Origin of the sequence: Dyella tabacisoli, from assembly GCF_003350925.1 — a bacterium.
In the GTDB taxonomy this organism is placed as follows: Bacteria; Pseudomonadota; Gammaproteobacteria; order Xanthomonadales; family Rhodanobacteraceae; genus Dyella_C; species Dyella_C tabacisoli.
This window is the reverse complement of the sequence record NZ_KZ857175.1, coordinates 564,585-583,135: the sequence shown is the minus strand read 5'-3', so window position 1 is coordinate 583,135 and position 18,551 is coordinate 564,585. Positions and strand designations below refer to the sequence as shown.

General features: G+C 61.1%; 16 protein-coding genes. 6 read left to right on the top strand and 10 right to left on the bottom strand.

Features of this window, described 5'->3' with window-relative positions; translation table 11 throughout:
• The first annotated feature begins 36 nt into the window (after positions 1-36).
• The gene (locus DVJ77_RS09530; RefSeq protein ID WP_162791428.1) at positions 37-2,046 is read left to right on the top strand and encodes a S9 family peptidase; all 2,010 of its coding nucleotides are present in this window, start codon (positions 37-39) and stop codon (positions 2,044-2,046) included.
• Here DVJ77_RS09530 and DVJ77_RS09525 read toward each other — a convergent pair whose 3' ends face one another.
• Both DVJ77_RS09525 and DVJ77_RS09520 read right to left on the bottom strand, forming a co-directional pair.
• Complete coding sequence (locus DVJ77_RS09525) at positions 2,047-2,865, bottom strand: S1/P1 nuclease (protein ID WP_114845229.1); 819 nt, start codon at positions 2,863-2,865, stop codon at positions 2,047-2,049.
• 73 nt (positions 2,866-2,938) lie between these two features.
• Positions 2,939-3,397, bottom strand: a complete 459-nt coding sequence (locus DVJ77_RS09520) for an OsmC family protein (RefSeq protein ID WP_114845228.1) — start codon at positions 3,395-3,397, stop codon at positions 2,939-2,941.
• Between the two features lie 164 nt (positions 3,398-3,561).
• Here DVJ77_RS09520 and gap point away from each other — a divergent pair, with 164 nt between their 5' ends.
• Positions 3,562-4,575: a type I glyceraldehyde-3-phosphate dehydrogenase gene (gene gap, locus DVJ77_RS09515; RefSeq protein WP_114845227.1), complete on the top strand. Its 1,014-nt coding sequence runs from the start codon at positions 3,562-3,564 to the stop codon at positions 4,573-4,575.
• A 100-nt stretch (positions 4,576-4,675) separates the two neighbouring features.
• Here gap and tpx read toward each other — a convergent pair whose 3' ends face one another.
• From tpx to hppD, 6 genes are all read right to left on the bottom strand, one after another.
• On the bottom strand, positions 4,676-5,176 hold the full coding sequence (gene tpx, locus DVJ77_RS09510) for a thiol peroxidase (protein ID WP_114845226.1): 501 nt from the start codon (positions 5,174-5,176) through the stop codon (positions 4,676-4,678).
• Positions 5,177-5,271: 95 nt separating this feature from the next.
• The gene (locus DVJ77_RS09505; protein ID WP_114845225.1) at positions 5,272-6,282 is read right to left on the bottom strand and encodes an NAD-dependent epimerase; all 1,011 of its coding nucleotides are present in this window, start codon (positions 6,280-6,282) and stop codon (positions 5,272-5,274) included.
• 1 nt (position 6,283) lies between these two features.
• Positions 6,284-7,567, bottom strand: a complete 1,284-nt coding sequence (tviB, locus tag DVJ77_RS09500) for a Vi polysaccharide biosynthesis UDP-N-acetylglucosamine C-6 dehydrogenase TviB (protein WP_114845224.1) — start codon at positions 7,565-7,567, stop codon at positions 6,284-6,286.
• Positions 7,568-7,709: 142 nt separating this feature from the next.
• The gene (locus tag DVJ77_RS09495; RefSeq protein WP_114845223.1) at positions 7,710-8,696 is read right to left on the bottom strand and encodes a fumarylacetoacetate hydrolase family protein; all 987 of its coding nucleotides are present in this window, start codon (positions 8,694-8,696) and stop codon (positions 7,710-7,712) included.
• Complete coding sequence (hmgA, locus tag DVJ77_RS09490; RefSeq protein WP_114845327.1) at positions 8,693-10,009, bottom strand: homogentisate 1,2-dioxygenase; 1,317 nt, start codon at positions 10,007-10,009, stop codon at positions 8,693-8,695. Before hmgA ends, DVJ77_RS09495 begins: the two co-directional genes overlap by 4 nt.
• Before the next feature lie 75 nt (positions 10,010-10,084).
• Entirely contained in the window at positions 10,085-11,179 is a 1,095-nt protein-coding gene (gene hppD, locus DVJ77_RS09485) for a 4-hydroxyphenylpyruvate dioxygenase (RefSeq protein ID WP_191983679.1), read from the bottom strand.
• A gap of 114 nt (positions 11,180-11,293) precedes the next feature.
• Between hppD and DVJ77_RS09480 the strand changes: the two genes are divergently transcribed.
• A complete protein-coding gene (locus DVJ77_RS09480; protein WP_114845222.1) occupies positions 11,294-11,776 on the top strand; it encodes a MarR family winged helix-turn-helix transcriptional regulator in 483 nt (160 codons plus the stop codon).
• 175 nt (positions 11,777-11,951) lie between these two features.
• On the opposite strand, the gene DVJ77_RS09475 is transcribed toward DVJ77_RS09480, so the two are convergent.
• Both DVJ77_RS09475 and DVJ77_RS09470 read right to left on the bottom strand, forming a co-directional pair.
• Positions 11,952-13,448, bottom strand: coding sequence for a peptide MFS transporter (locus DVJ77_RS09475; RefSeq protein ID WP_114845221.1), 1,497 nt, complete (start codon positions 13,446-13,448; stop codon positions 11,952-11,954).
• Positions 13,449-13,841: 393 nt separating this feature from the next.
• Positions 13,842-14,693 (bottom strand): tryptophan 2,3-dioxygenase, encoded by an 852-nt coding sequence (locus DVJ77_RS09470; RefSeq protein WP_114845220.1) that lies wholly within the window; start codon positions 14,691-14,693, stop codon positions 13,842-13,844.
• Positions 14,694-14,936: 243 nt separating this feature from the next.
• Here DVJ77_RS09470 and pdhA point away from each other — a divergent pair, with 243 nt between their 5' ends.
• From pdhA to DVJ77_RS09455, 3 genes are all read left to right on the top strand, one after another.
• Positions 14,937-16,022, top strand: coding sequence for a pyruvate dehydrogenase (acetyl-transferring) E1 component subunit alpha (pdhA, locus tag DVJ77_RS09465; protein WP_114845219.1), 1,086 nt, complete (start codon positions 14,937-14,939; stop codon positions 16,020-16,022).
• Between the two features lie 3 nt (positions 16,023-16,025).
• The gene (locus DVJ77_RS09460) at positions 16,026-17,006 is read left to right on the top strand and encodes an alpha-ketoacid dehydrogenase subunit beta (RefSeq protein WP_114845218.1); all 981 of its coding nucleotides are present in this window, start codon (positions 16,026-16,028) and stop codon (positions 17,004-17,006) included.
• A 125-nt stretch (positions 17,007-17,131) separates the two neighbouring features.
• A complete protein-coding gene (locus DVJ77_RS09455; protein ID WP_114845217.1) occupies positions 17,132-18,475 on the top strand; it encodes a dihydrolipoamide acetyltransferase family protein in 1,344 nt (447 codons plus the stop codon).
• Positions 18,476-18,551 lie beyond the last annotated feature (76 nt).

The window sequence follows — 18,551 nt, the reverse complement described above, 5'->3', positions numbered from 1 at the left end:
CCGTATACGCGCTGGACCGCACGAGATATGGACATCATGACTCCTCTTCGAACCTGCATCACGGTCGCTGCCCTGCTGACCTTCGCCCTGCCCGTCGGCGCCGAGCAAGCGCCCGCGGCCAAGGCCCCACCCCCGATTGCCGACTTTGTGCGGCACGCCGAATTCAGCCAGGTAACCCTGTCGCCGGATGGGCAGTACATTGCCGCCGTGGTTCCAAACGCCGATAAGAATCACGAAAACTACCTGGCGATATTGGATGGCAAGACGGCTAAACCGCTGCAGAAGCTGCCGGCCGGCCCCAACCATATGATCCACCGCTACACCTGGGTAACGGATCAGCGGCTGGTGGTTTCGCTCGCTCAACGCTTGGGCGGCCTCGATACCCCGATGGCTACCGGCGAGCTGTACGCCAGCAATGCCGACGGCAGCCGTATGTCGATACTGTTCGGCTATCGCGGTAGCGGCAACACCGGCAGCCGGATCAAGCAAGACACCTTGCGTTACGCCGCCGCCAGCCTGATTAGCGACGAGCCGATCAATGACAATCAAGTATTGATCGCCACTCGCGAATTCAGCAATAACCGCGAGGGCAACTTCACCGGCATCGAAAAACTCAACGTCATGACCGGGCGAACGATGAGAATCGGCACGTCTCCGGCACGCGACGCTGCCTTCATCGCCGATCACCAGGGCCAGGTTCGCGTGGCCTATGCGAGTGAAAACTTCACCCGGCTCAAACTGTGGACGCGAGCATCCAACGAGGCCGAGTGGCAACTGGCCAATGACCCCGTTCAATCGGGTATAACGCTGCGGCCGGTCGGCTTCAATCGCGACAATAGCAAGCTCTATGTGGAGAGCTCGCAAGGCGCTGCGCCGAATGCGATCGAGCTGATGGATCTGACCAGCGGGAAGCGCGCGCGCATCTACCAAGGCAAGTTCGCCGACCCGGTGCTGCTATTGCCTAGCGCTGATCGACAGGACTACTACGCGGTTATCACCGCCGACGGCCCGCGCGCCCTGCATTACATCGACGAAGACAGTCGCGAAGCCCAGCTCACCCAGGCGCTGGCGAAAAACTTTCCCGGCGAACTGGCTTATTTCTCCAGCTTCAGTCGGGACGGCAAACGCGCCATTGTGCACGTGCTAAGCGACCGCAACCCCGGTGATTACTATGTGTTCGACCTCGATACTCGCAATGCTCGATACCTGGTAAGCGCATCGCGCTGGATCGACCCACAACAAATGCGCCCCAAGCAACTTATCGAACTGCAAGCTCGCGATGGACTGAGCCTGCACGGCTTTCTCACCCTGCCGGCGGGCGACAAGCCCTATCCGCTGATCGTACTGCCGCATGGCGGTCCGTTCGGCATCGCCGACGACTGGAATTTCGATCCCGAAGCGCAACTGTTCGCCAGCCGCGGCTATGCCGTGCTGCAAGTAAATTATCGCGGCTCCGGCGGTTACGGCGCGCGATTCGAGCAGCGCGGCTACCGCCAATGGGGGCTGGCCATGCAGGACGATCTCACCGATGCCACGCACTGGGCGGTGCAACAGGGCTATACCCAGAACGGCCGCATTTGCATCTATGGCGCCAGTTACGGCGGCTACGCCGCGCTGCAGGGCGCCGTGCGCGAACCGGATCTATACCGTTGCGCGATCGGCTATGCCGGTGTCTACGATATGCGTGTGCAACTGGACAGCAGCGATACCCAACGCATTTACAATGGCGAAGGCTTTCTCCGCCAGACCATGGGCGACGATCGCGACGATCTATTACGACGCTCGCCGCTGGGCGGCGTCGAGCGCCTGAAAGCCGATGTGCTGCTGATCCATGGCGGCGAAGATCAACGCGTCCCGCTGAAGAATTTCCGCATCTTTACCCAGGCACTGGATAAGTTGAACAAACCCTACGATTCGCTGGTGGAGCCTGACGAAGGGCATGGTTTCTTTCTTGAGAAACACCGGCAGCAGGCTTACGAGAAAATGCTGAATTTTCTTGATCGGAACATCGGCCCATCCAGCACCCAGGCCGGCACGACAAACTGATTACGGTGCCGTCAATGCCTGGTTCAACACCTCGGCCAGACGTCGACCGGCTTCGCGCAAGCGTTGCTCGGCCAACGGCAGCTCGGCATCGATATAGGCCTGCTCGATGACGTGACCACTGGGGTAAAAACCTGCCTCGCCGGTAGCGCGGCAGGATTCCTCCGCCCACTGCACATAGTTGTTATCCAGCGGGGCGATCGGCGCCGGCAACGCGATCGGGCCGCGAGCATCCAGCTCTTGCGCGTAAGGCTTCCAGGCCAGTTGGCGCGTACCCAACAAGCCGGAATCCCACACTTTATGCAAGTTGCTGCCCTTGCCGGCAAATTGCACCTGATAGTCGTTGCCGCCCTTGTCGTCGCGATAGCCTGCGTGCAATGGCTGATGCATATCGCCAATGAAATGCACGACAAATTTCAGCGCATCGCGACGACTGGCATCGGGCTGGGTCTTGTCGGCAAGCACCGCAACGTAGTGCGCCACACCGCCAACCACGCAGCGATCATCCGGGCAATCCCGTGGCGGCACGTAGTCGCAGGAAGGGTCGCGGAAGTTGATGTAATGCAGGCTCCGGGTGTCGTTCCACAAAGCCTGCTGGGCAGGGTCGTTGCGCACCTCGTCGGCCCAACTGGCGATGTCGGCCAAACTGCCGGTGTGCTCCGGCGCCAGCAAGCGCTCGACCTCAGCCTCCGCGGCTGGACTAAGGTGGCGCTGCGCCAGTTCGGCGACGATGCTGTGACCGAGCGGCCCCCAAGCCTGGGCCATGGGTGTCACGGCGAAAAGCGCGAATACGGTGGCGGCGAGACGGGGGGATGAGCGCATGGTTCAGACGGTTCGACCTGGGAGCAAGGAAGCTTGCCACAACCGATAGGCCGTGACTCGGTGGGCATGCGTATCAACTCTGGTGCAGAACCGTCCCGCTAGCGTCACGCACGCTCACTTCCACCGCCACGCCTTGGCGCACGCTTTCGGTGACGATGCAAAAATCCTCGAACTGAGCCAATACCCGGTCCAGATTTTCCAGCGCCGCGGCGGCGTCACCCAACTGCAGCTCCACGGCGATCCGGGGGACCCGCCAACGCCCATGCTCGTTTCGCGTCAGAGTGGCCCGTGCCTTGGCGCTCAGCTTGCTGGGGGCATTTTTGAATTTGCGCAACGCGAACAACAGGCTGGCGGACAAACAGTTGGCCACCGCTGCCGCCAGCAGCCGCGACGGATCAGGCCCGGCATCACCGCCTAGCGGCGAGCTTTCGTCGACTACCAGGTCGGGGATCAAGCTGCCGTCAAAGCGCACCCGGAACTCGTAGTCGCCGGTCTGTTCCAGGCTCAACTCGATGATTTTTTCGTCACTCACGTCGTCACTCCGCGAAAGGGTGGAATAAGGTAAGCCAAGCATCATCCTCCCGCCGCATCGAAGCCGAAACCACCCAATCGCGGGTTCAGGCTAAAATGCGTGTTTTGGCGGCCCTCATACGGCCGTTTTTTGCTGCTCGCCATCACTTCGGAGGACGCTGTCCCATGACCATCAAGGTCGCCATCAATGGTTACGGTCGCATCGGCCGCAATATTCTGCGCGCGCTGTACGAATCCGGCCGCACCAATGAGATTCAGATTGTCGCGATCAATGACCTCGGCGATGCCGAGACCAACGCGCATTTGACGCAGTACGACACCGCACACGGCAAATTTCCCGGCACCGTTGAAGTCGATGCCGGCGATCTGATCGTCAACGGCGACCGCATCAAGGTCTGTGCCGAACGCGACCCGTCCAAGCTGCCCTGGGCCGCGCTGAACGTAGATGTCGTGCTGGAGTGCACCGGCTTCTTCACCTCCAAGGCCAAGGCCAGCGCGCACATCGCCGCCGGCGCGAAGAAGGTCATCATCTCCGCCCCGGGCGACAAAGATGTGGACGGCACCTTCGTTTACGGCGTGAACCACGACAAGCTCACCGCGCAGCATCAGGTGATCTCCAACGCCTCTTGCACCACCAACTGCGTCGCCCCGCTGGCCAAGGCGCTGCACGAGAAAATCGGTATCGTGCACGGTTTGATGACCACCATTCACGCCTACACCAATGACCAGGTGCTGACGGATGTGTATCACTCCGACCTGCGTCGCGCCCGCTCGGCCACGATGAGCCAGATCCCGACCAAGACCGGCGCCGCCGCCGCCGTTGGCCTGGTGCTGCCGGAGTTGAACGGCAGGCTGGACGGCTTCTCCATGCGCGTGCCGACTATCAACGTCTCGGTGGTTGACCTGTCGTTCGTCGCCTCGCGCGAAACCAGCAAGGAAGAGATCGACGCCGCCATCAACGAAGCCGCCAACGGCGCATTGAAGGGCATCCTGGCGGTCAACACCAAGCCGCTGGTGTCGATTGATTTCAATCACAACCCGGCATCGTCCACTTATGACGCCACGCAGACCCGCGTCATGGGCGGCACCCTGGTGAAAGTGCTTAGCTGGTACGACAACGAGTGGGGTTTCTCCAACCGCATGTTGGATATGACCACGGCGCTGATGGCGGCGAAGTAAGCGGCTTCATCGTTACGTTGCAAACACAAAGGCCGGGCATTGCCCGGCCTTTGTTGTTTCCGCCGCCACCCGAAAATCAGGCAGCTATACGCGATACGCCTTAGCCCAACACGGCCAGGGCGGCGTCGTAATTCGGCTCGTGGGCAATTTCACCTACCAACTCGCTATGCAGAACTTTATCGTGCTCGTCCAGCACCACCACCGCACGAGCGGCAAGACCCGCCAACGGGCCATCGGCGATCGCTACGCCGTAATTCTTGAGGAAGGCGGCACCACGCATCGTCGATAGGGTGGCGACCTGGCTGAGCCCTTCCGCACCGCAGAAACGCGCCTGCGCAAACGGCAGATCCGCCGAAATGCACAACACCACCGCGTTATCCAGCTTGCTCGCCGCTTCGTTGAAATGGCGCACCGAGGTAGCGCAGGTCGGCGTGTCGATGCTGGGGAAAATATTCAGCACTTTGCGCTTGCCGGCGTAGCGGGACAACGACACATCGGCCAGATCTTTGCCGACCAGCGAGAAGGCCGGCGCCGGCGCACCGGCGGCGAGAAACGTTCCTTCGACTTGAACGGGGTTGCCCTTAAGGGTGACCGTGGACATGTAACACCTCCTGAAGTTGTGACGTGGAGTTAGTAAGCATGGGGTTCATAAGTAAATCACACGGCACACGACCCTGGTACGCCATGTTTTGAATGTCATCTATGCGCTGGATAACTCAGATACCACTCGACGAACTGGCGCACGCCCTCCTCCACCGATACTTTCGGCCGATAGCCTACGGCTTCGATGAGGTTGGATACATCAGCCTCGGTATCGGGCACATCGCCCGCCTGTAACGGCAGCATCTCCATCTTGGCTTTGCGCCCCAGGCACTGCTCCAGCACCTCGATGTAGCGCAGCAATTCCACCGATTGTTCGTTGCCGATGTTGTAGATGCGGTACGGCGCCTGGCTGCTGGCCGGGTCGGGAGCATCGCCACGCCAATCGGGATTCGGGCCCGGCACGTTGTCCAGCGTACGCAGAACGCCTTCGACGATATCGTCGATATAGGTAAAGCTGCGTTTATGCCGGCCGTGATTGAACACCTTGATCGGCTCACCGGCGAGGATCGCCTTGGTGAACAGAAACAGCGCCATGTCCGGCCGTCCCCAAGGTCCGTAAACAGTGAAGAAACGCAGCCCGGTGCATGGGATTCGATACAGATGCGCGTAGCTATGCGCCATCTGCTCGTTCGCTTTCTTGGTCGCGGCGTACAGCGTCAACGGGTGCTCGGTGGGCTGATGCTCCGAAAACGGCATGGCCGTGTTCGCGCCGTACACCGAGCTGGTCGAGGCGAATACCAGGTGCTCCACGGCATGATGGCGGCAGCCCTCCAGCACATGCAGAAAACCGGTCACGTTGCTGCTGACATACACATGCGGATTCTGCGCGGCATAACGCACGCCAGCCTGCGCCGCCAGATGAACGACTCGTTGCGGCCGATGCTCGGCAAAAGCCGCCTCCACGGCGGCGCGATCGGCCAGATCGGCCTGGATATGGGTATAACCAGGGTGATCCTTGAAGCGGGCAAGGCGCGCATGCTTGAGATTGACGTCGTAGTAATCGCTGAGATTATCCAGACCAATCACTTCGTCGCCGCGTTCGAGCAGCTTCATCGCCACATGTGAGCCGATGAATCCCGCGGTACCGGTAACCAACACTTTCATTTCACAGTCTCCCGTCCACCGCTTCTCGCGGCAGCACGTATTTCACGTCATAAAGCACCGAGGTCGGCTTGCCGAAAGCACGAATGCCTTCGGCGCCCATGGCGGCGAATTCCCGGTGCGCGACAGCGACGATAATGGCGTCGTAATCGCCATGCCTTGGCTCGGCGACCGGCTGCAACGAGTACTCGTGCGCAGCCTCGGCGGCATCCACCCAGGGGTCATATACATCGACGGCGGCGTTGTAGCCCTGCAGGGCATGCACGATGTCCACGACGCGCGTGTTGCGCAGGTCCGGGCAGTTCTCCTTGAACGCCAGCCCCAAGACCAGGATGCGCGCACGCACCGGGTTGATGTCCTTGCGTACCATCAAGCGCACGACTTCGTTGGCGATATACGCGCCCATGCTGTCATTGGTACGCCGACCGGCAAGAATCACATCGGGGTGGTGGCCGACTTCCTGCGCTTTATAGGTGAGGTAGTACGGGTCCACGCTGATGCAATGGCCACCGACCAGACCGGGGCGAAACGGCAGGAAATTCCACTTGGTCCCCGCGGCCTGCAGCACTTCAAGCGTATCGATGCCGAGCTTGTTGAACAGGATCGCCAAGTCGTTCACCAGGGCGATATTGAGATCGCGCTGGGTGTTTTCGATCACCTTGGCCGCTTCGGCCACTTTGATGCTGCTGGCCTTGTGCGTACCGGCGTGGATGATGCTGGAATACAACGCGTCGACAAAGTCGGCCGTCTGGGGCGTGGAGCCTGAGGTGACCTTGAGGATCGCGGTGACCCGGTGCAACTTGTCGCCGGGATTAATGCGCTCGGGGCTATAGCCCACGAAGAAATCCTGATTGAAGCGCAAGCCGGAAACCCGCTCCAATACCGGCACGCAAACCTCTTCGGTACAGCCGGGATATACGGTGGATTCGTACACCACGATGTCGCCTGGCTTGAGCACCCTGCCCAGACTTTCGCTGGCCCCGATCAAGGGCTTCAGATCCGGTCGTTTGGCGGCATCGATCGGCGTCGGCACCGTGACGATGTAGACGTTGCAATCGCGAATATCTTCAAGGGTTGCGCTGTAGTGCAGGCGCTGCGCTGCCATCAGCTCAGCCGGCTCGACCTCAAGCGTGCTGTCGTGGCCGGCGCGCAACTCATCCACTCGCGCGGCACGAATATCGAAACCCATGGTGTCGTAATACTTGCCGAACTCCACCGCCAGCGGCAGCCCGACATAGCCGAGGCCGATGATGGCGATTTTGGCGTTTACCCTGTCCCGATTCTGCATTCCGACTTTCCGCAGCTAACCGCCGCGTAGTGTGGCATGGGTTCGGGGTTACCACGCAGGCGCCGGCCCACGCGGGGGCGAAAAGCGTACTGGCGTCACTTCTACGCCGGCTTTTCGCCCCACGAAGCGGGCTGCTAACGAGTCACTTGACCAGCGGCGTGATGCTTTGCTCGATCGCACCGAAAATCGATGCCCCATCGTGATCGGTGATCTCGATACGCAGACTGTCGCCAAACTTGAGGAAAGGCGTACTCGGCTTACCGTCGCGCAATGTCTCCACCACACGTTGCTCGGCCAGGCAGGAGGCACCCGTGCCGGTATCTTCGTTGGCAATGGTGCCGGAGCCGACAATGGTGCCCGCCGTCAGTGGCCGGGTCTTGGCTGCGTGGGCGACCAACTCGGCAAAGCTGAATTGCATGTCCACGCCGCACTCGGCCGCGCCAAACCATTTGCCGTTGATCCAGGTACGCATCGGCAGATGCAGTTTCTCGCCCTGCCAGCTATCGCCCAATTCATCGGGCGTGACCAGCACCGGCGATAAGGCCGAGCGCGGCTTGGATTGCAGAAAACCAAAACCTTTAAGCAGTTCGGCGGGGATCAAACCACGCAACGACACATCGTTAATCAAGCCGATCAACTGGATATGCCCTGCCGCCTGTACCGGCGTTACCGCCATCGGCACGTCGTCGGTGACCACGACCACCTCGGCCTCCAGGTCGATGCCGTAGTCCTCGCTGACCACGACGACCGGATCGCGCGGACCGATGAAACCGGCACTCACGGCCTGATACATCAAGGGATCGGTATAAAAGCTTTCCGGCACCTCGGCGCCACGCGCACGGCGCACACGCTCAACATGGGGCAAGTAGGCGCTGCCATCGACGAACTCAAAGGCGCGCGGCAACGGTGCGGCAAACTTGTTGAAATCCACGGCAAACGCATCGGCTGCCTTGCCATCATTGAGTTCGGCATACAGCGCATTAAGCCGCGGCGCGATGTTGGACCAGTCGTCCAGCGCAGCCTGCAGAGTCGCGGCAATACCGTTGGCGCGGACCGCATGCGCGAGGTCACGGCTGACGACAATCAGCGTGCCGTCGCGGCCGCCTTCCTTGAGACTTGCTAATTTCATGCACTTCGCTCCGAATCGAAATGTTTACGAATGCCTTGCCAGCATTCGTAGTAATTGTGCTGTAGCTGCGGTGCATCGAGCGCCTGCCTGGTTGGCCGGATCACTTTACGCGTCTCGAACATGAAAGCCATGGTGCCGGTCAAATGGTCCGCATCATTCAATACAGCCGTGCTGGCCTTCTCGAATGTGCCGGCATCGGGGCCATGCCCGCTCATGCAGTTGTGCAGGCTGGCGCCACCGGGTACGAAACCACCGGCCTTGGCGTCATAGGCACCCTCGATCAGGCCCATGAACTCACTCGCCACGTTACGGTGAAAGTACGGCGGCCGGAAGGTGTGTTCGGCGACCAGCCAGCGCGGCGGAAAAATCACGAAATCGATATTCGCCGTACCTGGGGTATCGCTGGGCGAACTCAACACCGTGAAGATCGACGGATCGGGGTGATCGACGCTGATCGAGCCGACCGTGTTGAATCGCGTAAGGTCGTATTTGTAGGGCGCGTAGTTACCGTGCCAAGCGACCACATCCAACGGCGAGTGGCCGATACGCGCCTTCCACAAAGCACCTTGGAATTTGGCGATCAGCTCGAACTCGCCTTCGATATCTTCATAGGCGGCCTGCGGCGTGAGGAAGTCGCGCGGCAACGCCATGCTGTTTGCGCCGATCGGCCCCAGATCGGGCAGGCGCAATAGAGCCCCGAAGTTTTCGCAGACATAGCCGCGTGCCTCGCCATCCAGCAACTCGACACGGAAACGCACGCCACGGGGAATCACCGCGATGTCCAGCGGCTTGAGCTCCAGCACCCCAAGTTCGGTAGCCAGGCGCAAGCGGCCCTGCTGCGGCACGATCAGCAACTCGCCATCGGCATCGTAGAAAAAACGACCCTGCATCGAGCGGTTGGCGGCATAGATGTGGATGCCGCAACCTGCCTGCTCCGCCGCACTGCCGTTGCCGGCCAGCGTCACCAGGCCATCGACGAAGTCGGTGGCTGCGCTGGGCAGCGGCCACGGATCCCAACGCAACTGGTTCGGCGTGGCCGGCGCTTCGTCAAAGCGGTTATGAAACGTCGCATGCGCTAGCGGCTCGAACGGTTTGTGCATCGCGGCCGGGCGAATCCGATACAGCCAGCTACGTTGATTGCAATGGCGCGGCGCGGTGAATGCCGTACCGGTCAACTGCTCTGCGTACAGACCATGAGCCACTTGCTGTGGCGAGTTCTGTCCCGTAGGCAAGACACCGGGAATCGCCTCGCTGGCGAACTCGTTGCCGAAGCCGGTTTGATACCTGCCGGATGAGTCATGGAGAGATTGCATCGCAGTCATCGCTCTTCGTTCCGTAACCCCCTCCCTGCGGGAGAGGGACCCTGATGCCAAATTTACATGCCAAATTTATAGGACGCCGCGCTTTATCTGGTCGCGCTCGATGCTTTCGAACAAGGCCTGGAAATTGCCTTCGCCGAATCCTTCGTTGCCTTTGCGCTGGATGATCTCGAAAAAGATCGGGCCAATCGCATTCTGGGTGAAGATCTGCAACAGCTTGCGTTGCTTGGTTTCCAGATCGGCATCGATCAGGATCTTATTCTTGGCCAGACGCGGTACGTCCTCGCCGTGATTGGGCACGCGCATGTCGATCACTTCGAAATAGCTGTCGGGCGTATCGAGAAATTCCACGCCCTTGGCACGCATCGCTTCCACGGTCTCGTAGATGTCGTCGGTGAAGCAGGCGATGTGCTGAATGCCTTCGCCATGGTAGGCATCGAGGTATTCGTTGATCTGCGACTTCGGATCGCTCGACTCGTTCAACGGAATGCGCACGATGCCATCCGGTGCGGTCATGGCCTTGGACACCAGGCCAGTCTTGGCGCCCTTGATGTCGAAATAGCGAATTTCGCGGAAGTTGAACAGGCGCTCGTAATAATTCGACCACTTCTGCATATTGCCGAAGTAGAGGTTGTGCGTGAGATGGTCGATGAAGGTCAGACCGAAACCATTGGGGTTCTGATCCGCGCCGGCGATCGGCTCATAGTCAGCGTCATAGATGCTGCCGGCGCTGCCATAGCGATCGATCAGATACAGCATGCAATCGCCGATGCCTTTCACCACCGGTGCGTTCACCGCCTTGCTGGACTCCAGTTGGCTGATCGCCTCGCCCCCATTGCCGATCACGGTGGCAAGCACCTCGGCGGAAGGCTTTTTGAAACGGATCGCGAAACCGCAGGCGCAGGGGCCGTGAGCCTGGGCGAATTCGGCTGCGAATGAGTTCGGATCTTCGTTGATAAGAAAGTTGACGCCACCCTGGCGATACACCGTAATCGGCCGTGTTTTGTGCTTGAGTACGGCGCTGAATCCCATGCGCTCAAACAGCGTGTGCAATTGGGCGGCATGGCCCTTGGGCGCGGCAAACTCGACAAATTCGAAGCCGTCGATGCCCGTAGGGTTTTCAAAGGTGGTGACCTGCATGCCAAGATTGGGCTGCGCGCTCATAGGGGATCTCCTAAAGATCAGTACACAATGACTGGCACGCATAAGCATGCGGCCACCCGGGGTAAGTACGCGTTATAGTTACATGTGAAACCAATTGCAAGGAGCGTTGCAACAGTGAGCCCTCACCAACATCTCGATCACGCCCCATTGGAGCTGGAAAATTTCCTGCCTTACCGGCTGTCGATCTTGTCCAACACCGTCAGCCAGGGCATTGCCAACGACTACCAGCAACGCCACGACCTGAGCGTGACCGAATGGCGAGTCATGGCCGTACTGGCGCGCTTCGAGGGCCTGTCTGCGCGTGAAGTAGCCGAGCGCACCGCGATGGACAAGGTGGCCGTAAGCCGGGCCCTGGCGCGATTAGTCGAAGCCGGGCGAGTCAGCCGGGACACCCACGACGGCGACAAGCGCCGCTCTGTGCTGGGCCTCACCGAAGCCGGCTGGAAGGTTCATGACGAGGTGGCGCCATTGGCGCGGGCACACGAGCGTGAGCTATTGGCGCGCCTGGAGCCGGAAGAACAAATGTGGCTGCAGCGGATTCTGGACAAGCTGCTGCGGGATCGGGGGAACAGGGAACGGGGAACGGGGAACGGATAAACCCCGCTCACCCACCCCATCAAGCCCTCCCCAACGATTCACACCACCGATAAGCAAACGGTGTAAATCGCATAGCACCAAGGAACAGAGAACAGAGTACGAGGCAAAGCGACAAATACAGCTTACTGCCACCCAACCATTCCCCGTTCCCTATCCCCCGTTCCCCGCTCTTAAATCACTTCACCCCATGCATCAGCTTGCTGATGAGCGGAGCGATCAGAAACAGCAACACGCCGGCGCCCATCAACGCCCAGAAGCCAAAGGTGTAGCCACTGAGCGCCGACTTCACCGTCATGCCGCTTTCGCCACTGACGTGGCCGGCAAAAATACCGGACAAGTTGTTGCCGATACCGGTGGACAGAAACCAGCCACCCATGCCGAAGCCGACCAGCCGTACCGGCGCCAGCTTAGTCACCATCGACAAGCCGATAGGCGACAGGCACAGCTCACCGACAGACTGGATGACGTAGACCATGAACAGGGTCCAGAACGGGATCTTGCCGGCATCGCTGACCAAGCTGGACAGTGCGAACATCAGCAGCAGAAAAGCCAACCCGTTGAAGATGAGGCCAAGACCGAACTTGCGCGAAATCGATGGATTACGGCTCTTCATGCGCACCCAGATCCACGCGATCATCGGCGCCATCACGATGATTCCGATCGAGTTCACCGACTGGAACCAGGCAGTCGGGAAATTGAAGCTGCCGAACTGGCGATTGACGATCTCGTCGGCAAGGAAGGTGAATGAGCTACCTGCCTGCTCGAAGAACATCCAGAACATCACGTTGAAGACAAAGATGATAAGCATCGCGATCACCCGGTCGCGGGCTACGCGGCCGTTGCGGATGCCCTCTACCAGCAGCAGGGTGGACAACGCGACAAACAGGATGCTCAGCACCCCCTGCAGGAATCCGGCGCCCGCGGCGAGCAGCAGATAAATCACTGGCACGCCCACCAGCATGCCGGCGAGAACGTAAACCACGCGCATCGGGTTCTCGCCGCCCACCGGCGGCAGGCCAACGTCCTTGAGACCGCGACGGCCAAACCAGAACCAGAACAGACTGATTAACATGCCCACGCCCGAGGCGATGAACACATACTTGTAGCTGGGCATGGCATCAGTGCCGAACATGACCTTGGCCAGATATTCGGTCAACACCGGCGAGATCATCGCACCGAGATTGATGCCCATGTAGAAGATGGTGAAACCACTATCGCGACGGCCATCGGCCACCCCGTAGAGCTTGCCCACCATGGTCGAAATGTTCGGCTTGAACAGGCCATTGCCGACAATGATCGTAGCCAGACCGAATTCGAACACCTCCTTGTTCGGTACCGCGATGGCGAACAGGCCGATCGTCATCACCGCCGCGCCCACCAGGATCGAACGCTGGTAGCCAAGCACGCGATCGGCGATATAGCCGCCGAAAATCGCCGCCGCATAGACCAGGGCCAGGTAAGCGCCATAGGTGCGGCTGGCAAACGCCTGGCCCGAAGGATCGCCGCCATAGAACTGCGAGACGATGTAGAGCACCAGCGCCCAACGGATGCCGTAGAACGCAAAACGCTCCCAGAACTCGGTCATGAACAGCATCCACAAGGGTCGTGGATGGCCTAATGTCTCGGGGTAATCCGGCACCGGCGGTGCCGCGGTCATAGTGTTGTCGCTCATGCGTTCCCTTGGAATATTGGCCGCCAGTCCAAGTGCGGACCAGAAATGGTGAACCCAAGATGTACCCGGCAAACCCGGTTGGCGTCAAATGCGGTGCAGCACACAGTCAGGTTCTTAGGGACGTTCTGACCTATTGGGCGTAGGCGGCATGATGTCCAGAAGGCCCGCAGGCTGGGCTGTTCGGCGCAGGGAAGAGTGGCTCTCTTGCCAAGCCGAGCGGCACAGGCTGCGGGCCTTCTGGGCATCACCCCCTCATGAGATTTAATACGTTGGGGCCGTAGCTGTCTGCCCACATATCTTCGGTGCGCTGGCTCGACAGCCAGCCAGGCTGCCTTCACCAACGCACCTGTGATCTGCGAGCAGACAGCTACGGTGACGCCTGCGTCCAATAGGTCAGAGCGTCCCTAACACCGTGCGTACTTCTAATAGCTCAGGGAAAAACTCCAGGTCGAGCGCCTTCTTCAAGAACGCCACGCCGGAGGAACCGCCCGTGCCACGACGATGTCCGATGATCCGTTCCACGGTTTTCATATGGCGGAAACGCCATAGCTGGAAACTCTCTTCGACGTCGACCAATTGCTCGCACATGTGATATTCCGGCCAGAAACCCGCCCGATCCTCGTAGATACGCTTAAGCGCGGGCAGCAATCCCTCGTTGCGCTGGTAGGGCTTGGTCCAGTCGCGTTCCAGCAACTGCGCAGGTACGGCGTGGCCGCGGCGGGCGAGATAGCGCAGGCATTCGTCGTACAGGCTCGGCGCTTCCAGCACGGTCCGCAGCGCCTCCTGAGCGCCAGGGTCGTACGCAAAAACTTGCAGCATCTGGGCGTTCTTATTGCCCAGCAGAAACTCGATCTGCCGGTACTGCAGCGACTGAAAGCCTGACGATGGCCCGAGCACATCGCGAAACTCCAGGTATTCGGCCGGCGTCAGGGTCTCCAGCACCGCCCATTGCTCGAATAGCTGGCGCTGCACCTGCTTCACGCGGGCGAGGATTTTCAGGCATGGGTCCAGCTCATCGCACTGCAGATGCGCAATCGCCGCTTTCAGCTCATGAATGATGAGCTTCATCCACAGCTCGGCGACCTGATGCTGCACGATGAACAGCATTTCGTCGTGATGCGGCGGCTGGCTCCGTGGCTGCTGCGCGGAAAGCAGCCCGTCCAGGCGCAGGTAGCCCCCATAGGTCAGGCGCCCGTTCAGGTCGAGTTCTATGCCGGCCTCAAGGTCGCGCTGGTTCTCGCTCATGCTGGTTTTTCTACCCACAAAAAACGCATGTTACCTGTTGTGAAAGGTAGCTCCGTACACCCGCGCATGCTGCACCGTACCTTGCGGCGCAACATAGACGCCTGTTATCAAGCAAGGTTTGTAGGAGCCTGTTCGCATGTCGGCACAGGTTCCGGCAGGGAGTCTCCTGCGCGCTCGGCCCCACTGGATGGGCTGCGCCTCCCCCGCACCGTTTACCCCCCTTACCCTTTCCGGGAGCGAGTCGTGTCCATCGCAGCTAAATTCGAAATCGAATATCTGCAATACCTCGATGCCGAGGGCAACCAGGTCCGTGATGACCTGCCAGCCTTCGCCAACGATCTCAACCACATGGTTGAGCTATACAAACTGATGCTGTCCACCCGTGTGTTCGATGCCAAGTCGGTCGCCTTGCAGCGCACCGGCAAGCTCGGCACCTATGCCAGTTGCCTGGGCCATGAAGCGGCCCATATCGGTATCGGCAGCGCCATGAAGCCCGAAGACGTGCTGGCACCGAGCTATCGCGAATACGGCGCGCAGTTGTATCGCGGCGTGCAGCCGCGTGAGGTCTATATGTACTGGGGCGGCGACGAGCGCGGCAACGACTACCAGAACGAACCGGCCCGCCACGACTTCGCCTGGTCGGTGCCGATCGCTACGCAGTGCTTGCATGCGGCTGGCTCCGCACTGGCGTTCAAGATCCGCAAAGAGCCGCGCGTGGCGGTTTGCACCATCGGTGACGGCGGCTCGTCCAAGGGCGACTTCTACGGTGCCATCAACATCGTCGGCGCGCAGAACCTGCCGATGGTGGCCGTGATCGTCAACAACCAGTGGGCGATCTCGGTGCCGCGCAAGATCCAGACCGGCGCCCCTACCCTGGCACAGAAGGGCATCGCTGCCGGCCTGTTTTCGATCCAGGTGGACGGCAACGACATCATCGCCGTACGCAAGGCGATGGAAGACGCGCTTGAGCGCGCCCGCAGCGGCCAGGGCGGCAGCGTGATCGAGGCGGTGACCTACCGCCTTGGCGATCACACCACCGCCGACGATGCGCGCCGCTATCGTGGCGAACAAGAAGTGAAAGACGCTTGGGCCCGAGAGCCGATGAAGCGCCTGCGCAACTGGCTGGTCGCCAAGGGCGTGTGGGACGACGCCAAGGAAGAAACCTGGAAGGCCGAGTGCGACGAGTGGATGGATAACGAGGTGAACGCTTACCTCGAAACCAAGACCCAGCCGGTCACGGCGATGTTCGACTACACCTTCGCCGAAGTCCCCGCCGATCTCGCTAAACAGCGCGACTACGTCCTCTCGCTCGAATCCAAGGGGCACTGAGCCATGGCACAAATCACACTTATCGAAGCCGTTACCCAGGCGCTTGCCTACGAAATGAAGCACGACGACAGCGTCGTGGTGCTGGGTGAAGACGTTGGCGTCAACGGCGGCGTGTTCCGCGCCACCCAGGGCCTGCAAGAGCAGTTCGGCGAACTGCGCGTGCTCGACACGCCGTTGGATGAAACCACCATCGCCGGTGTCACCGTCGGCATGGCCGCGCAGGGCATGAAGCCGGTCGCCGAAGCACAGTTCGAAGGCTTCATCTATCCGATGATGGAGCAGATCGCCTGCCACGCCGCGCGCCTGCGCAACCGCACCCGCGGCCGCATCACCGTGCCGGCCGTATTCCGCGCCCCCTGGGGCGGCGGTATCCGCGCTCCTGAGCACCACTCCGAGGCGAACGAGCATCTGTTCACCAACATCCCCGGCCTGCGCGTGGTGATGCCATCCTCGCCGGCCCGTGCCTATGGCCTGCTGCTGGCGGCCATCCGCGACCCCGATCCGGTGATGTTCTTCGAGCCCAAGCGCATCTACCGCCAGTACAAAGAAGAAGTGCCCGATGACGGCGAGGCCTTACCGCTCGACGTGTGCTTCGTGCTGCGCGACGGCACCGACGTGACCCTGGTGACCTGGGGCGCGCAGGTAAAGGAGGCCCTGGAAGCGGCCGACGAGCTGGCTAAAGACGGCATCAGCGCCGAGGTGATCGACGTCGCCACGCTGACGCCGCTGGATTTCGACACCATCGCCGAATCGGTACAGAAAACCGGCCGCTGCGTGATCGTGCACGAAGCCCCCAAGACCGCCGGCTTCGGCGCCGAAATCGCCGCACGCCTCGCCGAGGAATGCATCTACGACCTGCTTGCGCCGGTCGAGCGGGTGACTGGCTTCGATACGCACATCCCGCTGTTCCGCCTGGAAATGAAATACATGCCGAGCGTGGAGCGCGTGGTTGACGCGGCCAAGCGTACGCTAGCGGCAAGCTGATGCTCTTTTCCCCTCCCCTTGCCTAGCAGGGGGAGGCCGGGAGGGGGTAGCCCCCACCCCAGCCCTCCCCTGCTGCACGCAGGGGAGGGAGACAACGATTAACCACACATTGCGGATATCCGAACATGGCTGATATCAAAACGTTCTACCTGCCCGACCTCGGCGAAGGCCTGCCCGATGCGACCGTCGTCGAGTGGCACGTGAAAGTGGGTGACGACATCAAGCTCGACGCCCCACTCGTATCGATGGAAACGGCCAAGGCCGTCGTCGATGTGCCCTCGCCGTACACCGGCAAAGTCACCAAGCTGCATGGCGCCGCCGGCGACATCATCGAAACCGGCGCGGCACTGGCCGAGTTCGCACCCGACCCGAACGCCAAACAGCGCGCCGAGGCCGAATCCACCGGTCATCATCACGGCCCGAAAAAGACCGAAGAGCCAAAGGCTGCCGCACCCGCCAAAGCCACCGCCGATCGTGAAGACGAGGGCACCGTGGTCGGCGCGATGGTCAGCGGCAATCACGTGCACGTCGAGCAAGCCAGCAGCGTTGGCGGCGTGAAGGCCGTACCGGCCGTGCGCGCATTGGCGAAAAAGCTCAAGGTCGATCTCGCCCGCGTGCGCCCCAGCGGCGATGGCGGCGTGGTGACCATGAAGGACGTGAAAGACGCGGCCGCCAACGGTTCGGCCACCCTCGGCGTCGCCGCGGCTCGCGCCGTGCCGGCCTCCGCGGGTCGTCATCTGGCGCCCGAACTACCGCAGCCCGAAGCAGCCCGCACCCCAGTGTCGCTCGCCGGCAAACCGGTGCGCACAGCACCACCCAGCGTCCAGGCCAGCGGTCAGCCGGAACAGCTCAAAGGCGTGCGCCGCAATATGGCGCGAGTGATGGCTGAAGCCCATGCCAACGTCGTACCGACCACCCTGGTCGACGACGCCGACTTGCATGCATGGATCGGCAAGCAAGACATCACCGCGCGCTTGATCCGCTCGATCGTCGCCGGCTGCAAAGCGGTGCCGGCCTTGAACGCATGGTTCGACGGCAAAAACCTTACCCGTACCCTGCACCCGCACGTGGACATCGGCATCGCCGTGGACACCGACGACGGCCTGTTCGTACCCGCATTGCGCAATGCCGACGTACTCGACGCCGCTGGCGTGCGTGCCGCCATCAAGCGTCTGCGCACGCAGGTGGAGGATCGCTCGATCCCCGCCTCGGAGCTGTCCGGCTACACCATCAGCCTGTCCAACTTCGGCATGTTCGCCGGTCGCTATGCGACACCAGTGGTCGTACCGCCGACCGTCGCCATCGTCGGTGCCGGCAAACTGTGCCACGACGTGGTTGCCGTCATGGGCGGCATCGAAGTGCATCGCCGCATGCCCATCTCGTTGACCTTCGATCACCGCGCCGCCACCGGCGGCGAAGCTGCGCGCTTCCTCAAGGCGCTGCTCGACGATTTGGCGCTGCCGAACTGATCCACTCCGACCCCAGCCCTGCATGCAATGCAGGGCTGGGGGTTTGGGAGTGGGGTATTGGCAGCTCCTTGCAATC

Bases quoted from the DNA above. Each gene is read 5' to 3' on its own strand.
- DVJ77_RS09495 (WP_114845223.1), bottom strand. From the start codon at position 8,696: ATGAAATTAGCAAGTCTCAAGGAAGGCGGCCGCGACGGCACGCTGATT.
- hmgA (WP_114845327.1), bottom strand. From the start codon at position 10,009: ATGCAATCTCTCCATGACTCATCCGGCAGGTATCAAACCGGCTTCGGC.
- DVJ77_RS09505 (WP_114845225.1), bottom strand. From the start codon at position 6,282: ATGAAAGTGTTGGTTACCGGTACCGCGGGATTCATCGGCTCACATGTG.
- gap (WP_114845227.1), top strand. From the start codon at position 3,562: ATGACCATCAAGGTCGCCATCAATGGTTACGGTCGCATCGGCCGCAAT.
- DVJ77_RS09530 (WP_162791428.1), top strand. From the start codon at position 37: ATGACTCCTCTTCGAACCTGCATCACGGTCGCTGCCCTGCTGACCTTC.
- DVJ77_RS09525 (WP_114845229.1), bottom strand. From the start codon at position 2,865: ATGCGCTCATCCCCCCGTCTCGCCGCCACCGTATTCGCGCTTTTCGCC.
- DVJ77_RS09460 (WP_114845218.1), top strand. From the start codon at position 16,026: ATGGCACAAATCACACTTATCGAAGCCGTTACCCAGGCGCTTGCCTAC.
- tpx (WP_114845226.1), bottom strand. From the start codon at position 5,176: ATGTCCACGGTCACCCTTAAGGGCAACCCCGTTCAAGTCGAAGGAACG.
- hppD (WP_191983679.1), bottom strand. From the start codon at position 11,179: ATGAGCGCGCAGCCCAATCTTGGCATGCAGGTCACCACCTTTGAAAAC.
- DVJ77_RS09455 (WP_114845217.1), top strand. From the start codon at position 17,132: ATGGCTGATATCAAAACGTTCTACCTGCCCGACCTCGGCGAAGGCCTG.
- DVJ77_RS09470 (WP_114845220.1), bottom strand. From the start codon at position 14,693: ATGAGCGAGAACCAGCGCGACCTTGAGGCCGGCATAGAACTCGACCTG.
- tviB (WP_114845224.1), bottom strand. From the start codon at position 7,567: ATGCAGAATCGGGACAGGGTAAACGCCAAAATCGCCATCATCGGCCTC.
- DVJ77_RS09475 (WP_114845221.1), bottom strand. From the start codon at position 13,448: ATGAGCGACAACACTATGACCGCGGCACCGCCGGTGCCGGATTACCCC.